The sequence below is a fragment of the Nocardioides lacusdianchii genome, assembly GCF_020102855.1.
GTDB lineage: Bacteria > Actinomycetota > Actinomycetes > Propionibacteriales > Nocardioidaceae > Nocardioides > Nocardioides lacusdianchii.
The window spans coordinates 13,361-26,916 of sequence record NZ_JADHZD010000006.1 but is presented as its reverse complement, the minus strand read 5'-3'; the positions used below and the strand labels follow the sequence as shown (position 1 = coordinate 26,916).

Here is a 13,556-nt window from a genome sequence, read left to right as displayed (position 1 = left end):
CCTACGGGGCCTCCCTGCGCGAACCCGCCCCGCATGTCCCCGCCTGCGCCTAGGCTCGCGGCGTGCGCATGTCCCGGGCCTGGCTGAGCAGCCTCCTGCTGGTGCCGCTGCTGGCCTGCCAGGCGCAGGCACCCGCCGACGACGGTCCCTCGCCCCGCGACCTGCCGGACAGCAGCGGGGCACCGGCCGGGATGGACCAATCCTTGCGCGACGCCGCGCTCGAGGTCGTCGAGGCCCGCGAGCGCGCGCTCGTCGCCGGTGACCGGGAGGCGTTCCTGGCGACCGTCGACCCCGACGAGCTCGGCTTCTCCGCCACGCAGGCGCGCTGGTTCGACAACCTGGCGCAGCTGCCGGTGACCGACGTGTCCTACGAGCTCGGCGACGAGGACGTGATGACGCGGGTCTCCGGTGAGGGCGACCTCCAGCTCCCGGTCGACTTCACGATGCGGCTGCGCGGCTTCGACCGGCGGCCGGTGACCCAGCGGATGGTGTGGACCTTCGTCCGCAGCGGTGACGAGGCGCTCCTCGTCGACGACCGCAACACCCAGATCGACGCGCAGACCGGCTGGACGCCGGCGCCGTGGGACCTCGCCCACATCGACGTACGCCGCTCCGGTGGCATCCTCGCGGTGTTCGACGAGGACACCGCGGAGCACGGCACCTACGTGATGAGCGACCTCGCCGAGGCGACCCGGGTCGTGCGCCGCCACCTGCCGCAGTGGTCGGGGAAGTTCGTGGCCTACGGCATCTCCGACGTGACCGCGATCGACCGGATGAGCGCGATGACGGTCGACGACACCGCCGCCGTGGCGTTCCCGGTGATGGCCGACGAGCGCGGACCGGTCGTGGCCTACCGCTTCGCCGTCAACCCGACCGTGGTCGGCGACGTCATCTCGCGTGGCGAGGTCTTCCGGCACGAGCTGGTCCACGTGGCCCTCGGCACCACCGACGACCGGTCCCCCCTCTGGCTGGTGGAGGGGGTCGCGCAGTACGTCGCCCGCTCGACGTTCCCGGTCGACGACCGGCGCCGCATCGCGGCCCTCGAGCTCGGCGGCGTCGTCGGTCGCACGCTCGAGGCGAGCCAACGGTTCTACACCCGCGACCCGCTCGTGAACTACGCACTGGCCTCGCTCGTGTGCGACTACCTCGCCACCACCCGCGGCGAGGCGGTGCTGTGGGACCTCGTCCGCACCTTCCGCACCGCGCGGTTCTCCCCGTGGGCGGAGTCCGAGGACGTCGTGCGGCGCGAGCTCGGCCTCTCGACCGGTGAGCTCAGCACCCAGGCCCTGGCCTGGGCCCGGTCCGCCTGAGCCGGCTCACCCGATCCGTTCCAGCCACAGGTGCCCGGGGTAGAGCCGTGCGACGGCCTCACGCAGCCACTCCCGCTCGGCCGCCGCGAGCAGCGGCCAGGTCACTGCCAGGTCGCGGTCGTCCTTCGGTCGGTGCAGCGCGGCTTTGTAGAGCAGAGCGATCTCCGGCCTCAGCCAGCGCACTCCCCCGTCGTCGACCCACGTCACGTCGTCGAGGGGCGCCACGTGGTCGGGGTCGCGCTTGCTGGTCCACAGCCCGTCCCGGTCGGGCGTGATGACCAGGTCGATGACCCACGGGTCGAGCGCACTGCGCCGCACCCACACCTGACTGCGTACGTCGAGCACCTCGGGGTGGCGGTCGTCGAAGGGACGCAGCGTGCCACCGTGGTTGCTCCAGAGGTGCCACCGGTCGCCGACGTGCTCGCGGAACGCCCCCAGGTGGCAGGCCAGCAGGGACAGGTCGACGTCCTCGTGCTCGCGCCGGACACCGGTGAAGGCCTCGATCGACCAGCCGCCGACGATCCACCACGGACGGTCGAAGCCGGCCATGAAGTCCACGAGTCCGTCCGGGTCGAGCGGCGCCCACGGGCCGTACCGGCGGAAGAACTCCTCGTCCTCCGCGATCTCCTCCGCTGTCCGCTGCAGCGGCTCGCGCGCGTCGTCCATGCGCCGACGCTAGCGGTCGACGCCGTGGCAGGGTCTCTGCGTGCGCACCCACGAGCCCGACGACTACGACTGCCCCTTCTGCCGGATCCAGCGGGGCGGCCACGACGAGCACAACCAGCCCGGGGACGTCGTCGCCGTCACCGACCTCGCCTACGCGCGGATCTCGCCGAAGTGGTGGCCGGGCAACCCCGGCGCCGCGCTGGTCATCCCCCGCGGCCACCACGAGAACCTCTACTCCATCCCCACCGACGTCGGCCACGCCGTCTGGGACCTGACCCAGCGGGTCGCGGTCGCGATGCGGACGGCGTACGACTGTGAGGGCACCTCGACGCGCCAGCACAACGAGCCCGCCGGCAACCAGGACGTGTGGCACCTGCACGTCCACGTCTTCCCGCGCCACGGCGACGACCGGCTCTACGAGCAGCACCGCTCGACGCGGTGGGTGACGGCGCAGGAACGGGAGCCGTACGCCGACCGGCTCGCCGGGGCGCTCGGCCTCCCCCGCACCTTCGCCTGAGGCAGGATCGCGGCATGGACTTCCACCAGATGCAGGACCGCGCCCGCGCCGTCCGCTCGCGCTACGCCGAGGCCGAGGCTGCCACCTACGGCCGCTCGTGGACCACCGAGGAGATCATGCTCGGCTTCCTCGGCGACGTCGGCGACCTCGCCAAGCTCGTGCAGGGCAAGGCCGGCGTGCGCCCGCGCGAGGACCTGGACGAGGCACTCGCCCACGAGCTGGCCGACTGCCTGTGGAGCGTGCTGACGCTCGCCGACGCGTACGACGTCGACCTCGCCGGTGCCTTCACCTCGACGATGGACGAGCTCGAGGAGAGCCTGTCGGCGCCAGCGGACTGACTACAGCGCGCGACGACCCTCAGGCGGGCAACTGCGCGAGAACCTCGCCATGGAGGATGGCAAACCAGGCGTCGGGAGCGTCTCCCCACGTTCGCCATCCGTCGGCGATCCGCTGAAGGTCGAGCGACGTGGCTCCTTGTTCGCCCGCCTGCTGGGCGAAGGTTGTCCCAACCAGACGGTCCGCCTGGCTGTAGCCCCACCAGCGGCACATCTCTGAGTCGGCATAGTTCCACACGCTGGAGGTGTAGCGAGCACTCGACAGTTCTGCACGCATGGCCCACGTGCGCATGCGGCGCGCAGCATCAGGCTCAGCGCCGTTCGCCCGAGCTGCGGCTCGGTAGATCGTGCGCCACTCCTCGAGCTCGGGCAGTTCTGGGAACCAGGTCATGGCGGCGTAGTCGGCATCGCGGGCCGCAATCCAGCCACCGGGCCTGCAGACGCGCACCATCTCCCTCAGCGCCCCGACCGGATCAGCCAGGTGCTGGAGTACCTGATGGGCGTGCACCACGTCAAAGGAGTCGTCCTCGAACGGCAGTGCCATTGCGTCGCCCAGCTCGAACCGAGTTCGTTGGTCCCCTCGTCGCGTCGCTGCGTTTCGTGCAGCCGTCAGCGGCTCCTCGACATCTTCAACTCCGATCACGATCCCCGGACCCACGGCCTCGGCGAGGTCAAGAGTGATCGTCCCAGGACCGCACCCCACATCAAGCAAGGCCATTCCCGGCTTGAGGACCGGGAGAAGATATGCGGCGGAGTTTGCGGCAGTCCGGGCACCGTGCGATGCGAGCGTGGCCTGCTCATGACCGTGCGTGTATCGACCTTGGTGACCACTGTTCGAGATGAATTCGCTCACAAGGTGAGACTAATTCAAGCCGGATGCCAGCTGCGGCCGGCGCTGATCCGCGGACGAGCCGATAGATCTCCGCAGGAAGGCCGGCTCCTACGTCCGTCGGTGGAACCCTGAGGTCGCCGTTGGGGAGGCGGTCGGTGCGGTAGCCGGTGTCGTGGGCTCGATGGTGGTGGTGCGGGCAGAGCAGGATCCCGTTGTCGAGGTCGGTGGGACCGTTGTTGTGCCAGGGATCGAGGTGGTGGGCGTCGCACCACGTGCCGGGTGTGTCGCAGCCCTCGGCTCGGCAGGTGCGGTCGCGGATCAGCAGCGCCTTGCGCTGGGTCGGGGTGAACAGCCGCTTCGCACGTCCGAGATCGACCGGGAGGCCCGTGCCGCCGAGGACCGCGGGCAGGACCTTCGCGGTGCACGCGAGCCGGCGCGCCTCGCTGGCGGTGATGCGGTCGCCGGTGAGGTCATCACCGGACACGAGTCCGGCGCCGATGAGGTCGGCGGTCGCGAGCTCAGCGCGCAGGGAGGCCAGGGGGATGGTCACGATGACCGTGGTGGCGTCGCCGCCGTGGATCGGGAGCCGGGTGGGGTCGGCGGTCTCGAGGAAGCGGGCGAATGCCTCGCCCATGCGGCGCGGGTAGGGCAACCGGATGAACGGATCCCCGGCGTCCTGGATCTCGCTGCTGAGGGTCGTGTCTCGCTGGGCGCGGGGGTTGGCGAACGCTTCGAGGTAGGTCGCGAGCCGGGTCGCGACCGCATCCGGCACCAGCGCGCTGATGCGGGTGGTGCCGTCACCATGGCGACGCATCGTCATCCGCGTCCGCTCCGCCGCGGCAGTCTCGAGGTCGGCCAACCGGGTCGCTTCGGCCTGCTCGGCGACCTCCGGGGCGACCACGTCGAGGACCCGACGCCCGATCCGACCCAGCTCCTTCGGCCCGAACTCACCCGCACACACGACCAAGTGCACCTCCGCACGGTCGACCGTGTCCGCATCCACCGCCGCAGGAAGTGCATCGAGGGACCGGCGGATCACGTGCGCCTGAGCCAGCGTCACGGAGCCGTGGCGCATCCCCGACGCGAGCACCGGCCGCTCGCGATCCAGCGCACACGCGAGCGCGAGATCGGCGCGCGCGTCAGCGAACCGCGTACGCGTCTGGTGCGCGAGCCACCCCGCGGCGTCCTTCGCGCCGGTGGCGTCGGCCAGGTCGCCGGCGTCGGCCAGGACCCGCAACCGCAGCTCCACCAGCTGCGCCTCCGCTGCGACCAGCTCACGCAGTGCTGCTGCCTTGTCGGTCGTGGACATGAACGTCGGGTTTGCACCCGCCACGCCCTTCAGCAGACTCCGGATGTCGGAGGCAGCAGCCAAGATCGGGTGGTTCACGGACTGCCTCCTCTCGACGACGACTCGGCTCACGCACATGCGTGAGAACCAACGGTCGTCGCTCCTGGAGGCCCGGATCACCGGACTATTACTCACCCTCGCAACTCGCCCCACCAGCTCGGCATCACGACTACCCGGTGACTGTGGAACGTGACGCCCACCCTACGCCACCCAAGGCATACATAGAACACATGTTCGATCAAGAACCCATCGGGATCCGCCGCACATCCGTCATGCTTCTCATGTGGACCCCATGAAGTACTGGAGACGTCTCGTCCGCGACCTCGACGGATGGTCCTCCGCGACCGAGGTGGCACCCGGGCGCATCCGGGTGCTGATACCGAAGGACGGTGGCGGACGCCGACCGGTGACCATCGTGATGACGCCGGAGCAGTGGGCGACATGTTCAGCGTCGCCCACGGCAGCGTCGACGCGGCCTTCGACCGGGTCAAGCAGACGCTGCTCGCGCTGCGGCCGCACGAGGGCTTCGCCGTCTACTCGGACTACTGCCTCGACCCGTCCACCACGGACACCCTGCCCGACGACCTCGCCCTGCCCGATCCCGGGAGCGGCACGTGGACGGCTCACCCGCGGTGACGAACGTGAGTGATGCAGCCTGCTAGCGCAGCAGCACCAGGTCGTCGCGGTGCACGACCTCGCGCTCGTACGCCGCTCCGAGCGACTCCTTCAGGTCACCGGTCGAACGCCCCAGCAGGGCGGGCAGCTCGTCGGCGTCGAAGTTGACGAGGCCCCGGGCCACCACTCCCCCGTCCGGGTCGAGCAGGTCGACCGGGTCACCGGCCACGAAGCTCCCGGCCACGGACGTGATGCCGGCGGGCAGCAGCGAGGCGCCGCGGGACACCACGGCGCGTACGGCTCCGGCGTCGAGGGTCAGCGAGCCGAGGCCCGTGGTGGCGTGCGCCAGCCAGAGCTGACGTGCCGGGCGACGCTTGCCGGTGGCCTCGAAGAGGGTGCCGACCTCGGCACCCGCGAGCGCCGCAGCACCCTGCTCGGCAGAGGTCAGCACGACCGGGATGCCGGCGCCGGTCGCGATCCGCGCAGCCTCGACCTTGGTGGTCATGCCCCCGGTGCCGACGCCGGACGAACCGGCCGCGCCGATGGTCACCGACGCGAGGTCGTCCTCGGAGCGCACCACGGGCAGCAGCGTCGATCCGGGACGGCTCGGCGGACCGTCGTAGAGCCCGTCCACGTCGGAGAGCAGGACGAGCAGGTCGGCGTGCACCAGGTGCGCCACCAGCGCGGCCAGCCGGTCGTTGTCGCCGAAGCGGATCTCGGACGTGGCGACGGTGTCGTTCTCGTTGACGATCGGTACCACCCCGAGCTCGAGCAGCTTGGCGAGGGTCTGGTGGGCGTTGCGGTAGTGGGCACGGCGCACCACGTCGTCAACGGTGAGCAGCACCTGTCCGGTCACGATGCCGTGCCGGGCGAACTCCTCCTGGTAGCGGTGGGCCAGCAGGCCCTGCCCCACCGACGCCGCCGCCTGCTGCGCCGCCAGGGCGCGCGGGCGGGCACTGAAACCGAGCGGCGCGAGGCCTGCCGCGATGGCGCCCGACGACACGAGGACCACCTCGGCGCCGGTGCCTCGCGCCGTCGCGAGGACCTCCACGAGACGGCGTACGCGAGCGGGGTCGATCCCGCCCGCGGCCGTGGTCAATGACGACGACCCGACCTTGACCACGATGCGCCGGGCGGCGCGGACCAGGGTCGAGCGGTCAGTCGTCACTGCCGTCCCAGTCGGGGTCGTCCTTGCTGCCGATCTCGTAGGACATGGGACCGACTCCCGAGCTGCCGCTGCTGCGGTTGGGGCCCTTCTTCTTGCGCTCCTCGTCGAGGCGGCGGGCGACGTCGGCGCGCGCCTCCTCCTCGCTCTTCGTCTCCATCGCCTCGGCGATGTCGCGGCGGCGCTCACGAGCCGGGCGGTTCTCCCGGAGCCGCTCGTCCTCGCCACGGCGACCGAGCATCTCGGCGCCCGCCTCGATGCTGGGCTTGAAGTCGAAGACCACGGAGTTGTTCTCCGGGCCGATGATGACGGCGTCGCCCTCCTCGGCACCCATGCGCGCGAGCTTGATCTCCACGCCGAGCCGGTTGAGACGGTCGGCGAGGAAGCCCACCGCCTCCTCGTTGCTGAAGTCGGTCTGGCGCACCCAGCGCTCGGGCTTGGTGCCGCGCACGCGCCACCCGTCGTCGGTCCGGACGACCTCGAAGTCGTCACTGGCATCGACGGCCTTCGGCCGCAGCACGATCCGCTCGGGCGCGGCGTCGGGCGCGACCTCGCGCGACGCGACGACGATCTCGGCCATCGCGAAGGTCAGCTCGCGCAGGCCGGCACCGGACGCGGCACTGACCTCGAAGACACGCATCCCGCGGCCGCGCAGCTCCTCGACCACCATGTCGGCGATGTCCTGGCCGTCCGGCACGTCGACCTTGTTGAGCGCGACCAGGCGCGGGCGGTCCTCGAGACCGCCGTAGCGGGCCAGCTCGCCCTCGATGACCTCCAGGTCGTCGAGCGGGTTGCGGCCGGGCTCGATGGACGCGGTGTCGACGACGTGGACCAGGGCCGCGCAGCGCTCGATGTGGCGCAGGAAGTCGTGGCCCAGGCCACGGCCCTCCGCGGCACCCTCGATCAGGCCGGGGACGTCGGCGACCACGAAGGTGGTCTCGCCCGCGGTGACCACGCCGAGGTTGGGGATCAGGGTGGTGAAGGGGTAGTCGGCGATCTTGGGCCGGGCCCGCGAGATCGCGGCGATGAGCGAGGACTTGCCGGCGCTCGGGAACCCCACGAGGCCGATGTCGGCGACGACCTTCAGCTCGAGGCGTACGACGAGCTCGTCGCCGGGCTCGCCCAGCAGCGCGAAGCCGGGGGCCTTGCGCTTGGAGGAGGCCAGCGCCGCGTTGCCGAGGCCACCGCGGCCGCCCTGGGCGACGACCATCGTCGTGCCGTGGCCGACGAGGTCGGCGAGCTCGTTGCCGTCGGCGTCCTTGACCAGGGTGCCGTCGGGGACGACGAGCACGAGGTCCTTGCCGTTGCCGCCGTTCTTGTGGTCACCGGCTCCCTGGCCGCCGTTGTCGGCCCGACGCTTGGGGCTGTGGTGGTAGTCGACGAGCGTGGTGACGCTGGTGTCCACCTGCAGGATGATCGATCCGCCCTGGCCGCCGTTGCCGCCGTCGGGACCGCCGAGCGGCTTGAACTTCTCGCGCTTGACGGAGGCCACGCCGTTGCCACCTCGTCCGGCCGCGAGGTGCAGCGTGACCTGGTCGACGAACGTGGGGATGGCCATCAGATTCCTTGCATCGGTGGGTGAAAGCACGAAGGGCGCCCCGGAATCGGGACGCCCTTCGCAGAAGTGCTCAGTGTCGCGGGGAGGTCACTCGCCGGGGACGATGTTGACGACCTTGCGACCGCGGCGGGTGCCGAACTCGACGGCGCCGGCCTGCAGGGCGAACAGGGTGTCGTCGCCGCCACGGCCCACACCGGTGCCCGGGTGGAAGTGGGTGCCACGCTGGCGGACGATGATCTCGCCGGCGCCGACGACCTGGCCGCCGAAACGCTTCACGCCGAGGCGCTGCGAGTTCGAGTCACGACCGTTCTTGGTGCTCGCGGCACCCTTCTTGTGAGCCATTGTTCAGTCCTTTGACGAATTGAGCTGGGAGACGTGTCGACCTCGAGCGAACGCTCAGAGGGAGATGTCGGTGACCTTGACCTGGGTGTACTTCTGGCGGTGACCCTGGCGCTTCTTGTAGCCGGTCTTGTTCTTGTACTTCTGGATGATGATCTTGGGACCCTTGGTCCGGCCGGTGACCTCGACGGTCACGCTCGCCTTGTCGAGGCCGGTCGCGGTGACCTTCTCGCCATCGACGACCATCACCACCGGAAGGGTGAGGGTGTCGCCCGCGGCGCCCATCGCGTCGATCTCGATGACGTCGCCCACGGCAACCTTCTGCTGCTTGCTGCCAGCGCGCACGATCGCGTACACGGCCACTCTCCTCATCAGACTGCGGAAAACTGGGGGAACTTCTACCTGCGCACGACACCGCCTGGAAGGGCGAGTACGCCGCGTGGCGGGCGCGCAGGGATGGTGTGTCGAACACCGAGGGTCAAGACTACGGGATCGGGTGACGACCGGCAAAACGACGTCCGGCCGTCCCCGTCCCCCGGTGCTCAGCGCTTGCGCGAGCCCCTCTTCTTGACCGGTACGTGCTCGACAACGGGTGCGTCGCCGGGCTCGGAGTCGGCGGTGCCGGGCTCGACCGCGCCCGACTCCGGGACGGTGCCGGCAGCGCCGGAGAGCACGCCCGGGACCGTGACCGGCTCGGTCACTGCGACGGCGGCCGGCGGACCGGCCGGACGGCTCGCGGAGCGGCGTCGGGTGCGGGTGACGACGCGCGGCTTCTCGTCCTCGACGGGAGCCGGCGCAGCAGGCTCCTCAGCAGCCCCTTTGGCAGGCGCCTCGACCGGGGTCTCGGCAGCCGGCTCGTCAGGGGTCTCGGCAGCAGGCTCAGCGGCGGCCTCGGCCGGGACCTCGGGAGCAGCCTCGGGAGCGGTGGCCACGGTCGGCTCCTCCGCGGAGGGAGCCGGCTCGTCGGCCGGCTTCTCGTCAGCCGGCTTCTCGTCCTCGGGCTGGTCGTCCGCAGGCTTCTCGTGGCGCGCCATCGCGGCCACGTCCTTGGGCGACGGGGCGTGGCTGTGCTGGTCGGAGGACGAGTCGTTGCCTCCCCCGTTGCCACCGCCGTTGCCGTTGCCGTTGTCGTCGTTGGCGCCGCGGCGACCGCGACGGCGTCCGCTGCGGCGGCCCTCGCCGTCGTCGGACTTCGCGTCGGGGTCGACCGGCTGGTCCTTGATGACGACGCCGCGGCCGTGGCAGTGCTCGCAGTTCTCGCTGAACGACTCGAGCAGGCCGGTGCCGATGCGCTTGCGCGTCATCTGGACCAGGCCGAGCGAGGTGACCTCCGCGACCTGGTGGCGGGTGCGGTCACGGCCGAGGCACTCGACCAGGCGACGCACGACGAGGTCGCGGTTGGACTCCAGGACCATGTCGATGAAGTCGACCACGATGATGCCGCCGATGTCGCGCAGCCGGAGCTGGCGCACGATCTCCTCGGCCGCCTCGAGGTTGTTCTTGGTGACCGTCTCCTCCAGGTTGCCACCGGAGCCGGTGAACTTCCCGGTGTTGACGTCGACCACCGTCATGGCCTCGGTGCGGTCGATGACCAGCGAGCCGCCGGAGGGCAGCCAGACCTTGCGGTCCAGGCCCTTCTGGATCTGCTCGTTGACGCGGTAGGTCGCGAAGATGTCGCCGCCGGTGCTGCCGCGCTCGAAGCGCTGCACACGCTCGGCGAGGTCCGGGGCCACCGACTCGACGTAGGCCGAGACGGTCTCCCAGGCAGCCTCGCCCTCGATGACGAGCTTGGCGAAGTCCTCGGTGAAGAGGTCGCGGACCACCTTGAGCGTCAGGTCGGGCTCTCCGTAGAGCAGCTGCGGGCCGGAGCCGCGGTTGGAGGACTTCTTCTCGATGTCCTCCCAGCGCGCCTTGAGCCGCTCGACGTCGCGGGTGAGCTCCTCCTCGCTGGCACCCTCGGCCGCGGTGCGCACGATCACGCCGGCGGTGTCGGGGACGATCTCCTTGAGGAGGTTCTTGAGGCGGTTGCGCTCGGTGTCGGGCAGCTTGCGCGAGATGCCCGAGGTAGTGCCGTCGGGGACGTAGACGAGGAAGCGGCCGGCCAGGCTGACCTGGCTGGTGAGGCGGGCGCCCTTGTGGCCGATCGGGTCCTTGGTGACCTGGACCAGGATCATCTGGCCGCTGGACAGCACGGACTCGATCTTGCGGGGCGCGCCCTCCTTGTGACCGAGCGCCGACCAGTTGACCTCACCGGCGTAGAGGACGGCGTTGCGGCCCTTGCCGATGTCGATGAAGGCGGCCTCCATCGACGGCAGCACGTTCTGCACGCGGCCGAGGTAGACGTTGCCGATGATCGAGGTCTGCGACTCGCGGGCGACGTAGTGCTCGACGAGCACCTTGTCCTCGAGCACGCCGATCTGGGTCAGGTCCTCGCGCTGGCGGATCACCATGACGCGCTCCACGGACTCGCGGCGGGCCAGGAACTCGGCCTCGCTCACGATGGGCGCACGGCGGCGACCGGCCTCGCGGCCCTCGCGGCGACGCTGCTTCTTGGCCTCGAGACGGGTGGAGCCCTGGACGGAGGTGATCTGGTCCTCGGCGGAGCGCGTACGGCGCACGCGCGTGACGGTGTTGGGCTCGTCGTCGGACGACTCGCCGTCGTCACCCGAGCGGCGGCGACGACGACGGCGACGCGAGGAACCCTCGCCGTTGCCCTCGCCCGAGTCCTGGCCCGAGTCGGGGCCCGAGTCGGAGCCGGAGTCCCCGTCGCCCGACGCGGTGGCGTCCCCTGCGTCGTCGGAGGAGTCGGATGCGTCCTGGTCGCCGGTGTCGCCGTTGTCGGCGGAGGAGTCCGACGACTTGCGGCGGCGACGGCCACCGCGGCGCCGGCGGCGGCGGGCGGAACCGCCCTCGCCGTCGTCACCGTCGTCGACCGAGGCCGACTGGTCGGTGTCGGCAGCGGTGGTCTCCTCGGTGGTCTCCTCGGTCACGCCCTCGGCGGCCGCGGCCTCCTCGGTCGCCTCCTCGTCCTCGGGCACCTCGGCAGCGGTGGCCTCGGCGACCGGCTCCGCGGCCTTGCCCCTGCCCTTGCCGGACCCGGACGCCTTCTTGCCGGCGGCCTTGCTCGTGGACTTCTTGGCTGCCGCCTTCTTGGCGGGGCGCTGGGCGGCCGCCTCCTCGGCGGGGGCCTCGCCGGCCTCGGCGGTCGCGGGCTCGTCGCCCTCGACCGTCTCGACGGGAGCGGGCGCGGGCTTCTTGCGCGTACGACGCGTGGTGGTCGTGACCACCGGGGCCTGGAACAGCACGGCGGGGGCCGCGTCGTCGGCGGACTCCTCGGCGGCGGCAGGGGCGTCGGCCGGAGCAGCGGACTCCGCGGCAGGCGCGGCGGTCTTCTTGGCGGCGCGCTTGCGCGGGGCGCGCTTGGCAGGGGCGACCGCAGGAGCGGCCTCGTCGCCGGCAGCAGCGGTCTCGGGCGCAGCGGCCTCGGTGGCCGGCGCCTCGTCGGCGGCGGTCTTCTTCGCGGCCGCCTTGCGGGGCGCGGCCTTCTTCGCGGGCGCCCGGCGTGCGGTCTTCTTCACCACCGGGGCCTCGGGGGAGGCCTCGGCCGCCTCGACGGCGGGCTCGGTGGCGGGCGCAGCGGCCTCGGCCGGGGCAGCGGCCGCAGGCGCGGCAGCGGCCTTCTTGACGGGCGCCTTGCGCGTACGCCTCGTCACCACGGGCGCGGGTGGCGCCTCCGGGGTGCTCGCGCCGGTGTCGGCGCCGGTCTCAGTGGTGCGGTCGGGCTGGTCGTCATCGAGCATGTGGTGCTCCTCGGGCACCGAGGTGGTGCCGATACGGCGTCCACCGCTCTCGATCGGCGATCACGGGAGACGCAAAGCTTCTGTGGCGGCGACACCCTCCGCGTGTGCGTCTCCGAGAGGCTGTCCGCCACCTGCCGCGGTCGCCGGGCCACTGCTGAGTCGCTGTCACCGACTCAGTGGCCGCGTCGCGGTCCGGTGACGTCCACCCACCCGGGGTGCCGACCACATCGGAGTGACCGGCGAGAACGTCGTCGGCTCGACGGATCCTGACGGTTGCCAGGGCGTCGAACGTGGCGAGTATCGCACACCGACCCCGGCCCGGCGCTATGCCCGAGGCGCCAGCGGGTCGCCGACGTCGCCGGAGTCGAGCAGCGGCCCCTGGGCCAGCCGGGTCATCAGCGGAGCCTCCCCCGCCACCAGCCCGGCGACGGTCTCGAGCCCGCGCAGCACGTCGTCGGGGCGTACGGAGGGGGTGCCGTGGCGCAGCACCACGTCGAGCGTCGTACGCCCGGCGTCGCCCTTCTCGGGGTCCAGCACCACCAGCGACACCACGGCGCCGCGGGCGTCGAACTCGCGCATGCCCTTCTTGGTCATCCGCTCCACGAGCGCCTCGTCGGCAGCGAGGAAGCGACTGACCGCGTCAGTCGCCGTGGCCGAGTCGGCGTCGACCGTGATGCGCCAGCGGCTGCCCTCGAGCAGGTCCGACAGCGACCCGCCGGACGACTCCACCACCTCGAGGACGTCGAGGCCGGGCGGAAGCGCCTCGTCGAGCATCGCGTGGACGTCGCGCGGCACCACGACCTGGGCGAGCGCGAGCTCGAGGTACTCCGCCTCGCTGGCCGAGCCCGTCGGGGCGGCGCCGGCGTAGGAGATGCGCGGGTGCGGGTTGAAGCCCGAGGAGTACGCCATCGGGATCCGCGCGCGGAAGACCGCGCGCTCGAAGGCGCGGCTGAAGTCACGGTGGCTGGTGAAGCGGAGCCGGCCGCGCTTGGCGTAGCGCACCCGGAGGCGCTGGACGGGCGGGGCCTGCTGCTCGGGCTGCTGACGTGACACCGCGCAACCGTATCCGGG

At 71.6% G+C, this 13,556-nt stretch carries 12 protein-coding genes and 1 pseudogene; 4 read left to right on the top strand and 9 right to left on the bottom strand.

Features of this window, described 5'->3' with window-relative positions:
* The first annotated feature begins 62 nt into the window (after positions 1–62).
* The gene (locus IRX98_RS10400; protein WP_224276468.1) at positions 63–1,310 is read left to right on the top strand and encodes a hypothetical protein; all 1,248 of its coding nucleotides are present in this window, start codon (positions 63–65) and stop codon (positions 1,308–1,310) included.
* 6 nt (positions 1,311–1,316) lie between these two features.
* Here the strand turns inward: IRX98_RS10400 and IRX98_RS10395 are convergent, their stop codons facing one another.
* Positions 1,317–1,976: a nucleotidyltransferase domain-containing protein gene (locus tag IRX98_RS10395; RefSeq protein WP_224276467.1), complete on the bottom strand. Its 660-nt coding sequence runs from the start codon at positions 1,974–1,976 to the stop codon at positions 1,317–1,319.
* A gap of 40 nt (positions 1,977–2,016) precedes the next feature.
* On the opposite strand from IRX98_RS10395, the gene IRX98_RS10390 reads away from it, so the two are divergent.
* Together IRX98_RS10390 and IRX98_RS10385 are read left to right on the top strand one after the other, a co-directional pair.
* The gene (locus IRX98_RS10390) at positions 2,017–2,493 is read left to right on the top strand and encodes an HIT family protein (protein ID WP_224276465.1); all 477 of its coding nucleotides are present in this window, start codon (positions 2,017–2,019) and stop codon (positions 2,491–2,493) included.
* A 14-nt stretch (positions 2,494–2,507) separates the two neighbouring features.
* Positions 2,508–2,831 carry a MazG nucleotide pyrophosphohydrolase domain-containing protein gene (locus IRX98_RS10385; RefSeq protein ID WP_224276463.1) on the top strand — a complete coding sequence of 108 codons (324 nt, stop codon included), beginning with the start codon at positions 2,508–2,510 and terminating at the stop codon, positions 2,829–2,831.
* A 19-nt stretch (positions 2,832–2,850) separates the two neighbouring features.
* Here the strand turns inward: IRX98_RS10385 and IRX98_RS10380 are convergent, their stop codons facing one another.
* Positions 2,851–3,681 (bottom strand): methyltransferase domain-containing protein, encoded by an 831-nt coding sequence (locus tag IRX98_RS10380; protein WP_224276461.1) that lies wholly within the window; start codon positions 3,679–3,681, stop codon positions 2,851–2,853.
* Entirely contained in the window at positions 3,626–5,047 is a 1,422-nt protein-coding gene (locus tag IRX98_RS10375) for an HNH endonuclease signature motif containing protein (protein WP_224276460.1), read from the bottom strand. Before IRX98_RS10375 ends, IRX98_RS10380 begins: the two co-directional genes overlap by 56 nt.
* 402 nt (positions 5,048–5,449) lie before the next feature.
* Between IRX98_RS10375 and IRX98_RS10370 the strand changes: the two genes are divergently transcribed.
* Complete coding sequence (locus tag IRX98_RS10370; protein ID WP_224276459.1) at positions 5,450–5,644, top strand: hypothetical protein; 195 nt, start codon at positions 5,450–5,452, stop codon at positions 5,642–5,644.
* A gap of 22 nt (positions 5,645–5,666) precedes the next feature.
* Here the strand turns inward: IRX98_RS10370 and proB are convergent, their stop codons facing one another.
* The 6 genes and pseudogenes from proB to IRX98_RS10340 form a co-directional block, all read right to left on the bottom strand.
* Positions 5,667–6,791, bottom strand: coding sequence for a glutamate 5-kinase (gene proB / locus IRX98_RS10365; protein ID WP_224276458.1), 1,125 nt, complete (start codon positions 6,789–6,791; stop codon positions 5,667–5,669).
* On the bottom strand, positions 6,781–8,346 hold the full coding sequence (gene obgE / locus IRX98_RS10360; RefSeq protein WP_224276457.1) for a GTPase ObgE: 1,566 nt from the start codon (positions 8,344–8,346) through the stop codon (positions 6,781–6,783). Before obgE ends, proB begins: the two co-directional genes overlap by 11 nt.
* An 87-nt stretch (positions 8,347–8,433) precedes the next feature.
* Complete coding sequence (gene rpmA, locus IRX98_RS10355) at positions 8,434–8,688, bottom strand: 50S ribosomal protein L27 (RefSeq protein ID WP_135840891.1); 255 nt, start codon at positions 8,686–8,688, stop codon at positions 8,434–8,436.
* Positions 8,689–8,742: 54 nt separating this feature from the next.
* Positions 8,743–9,042: a 50S ribosomal protein L21 gene (rplU, locus tag IRX98_RS10350; RefSeq protein WP_207082116.1), complete on the bottom strand. Its 300-nt coding sequence runs from the start codon at positions 9,040–9,042 to the stop codon at positions 8,743–8,745.
* Between the two features lie 776 nt (positions 9,043–9,818).
* A pseudogene (locus IRX98_RS10345) lies at positions 9,819–11,972 on the bottom strand (Rne/Rng family ribonuclease); the annotation flags it as partial.
* Between the two features lie 837 nt (positions 11,973–12,809).
* On the bottom strand, positions 12,810–13,538 hold the full coding sequence (locus tag IRX98_RS10340; RefSeq protein WP_224276455.1) for a TIGR03936 family radical SAM-associated protein: 729 nt from the start codon (positions 13,536–13,538) through the stop codon (positions 12,810–12,812).
* Positions 13,539–13,556 lie beyond the last annotated feature (18 nt).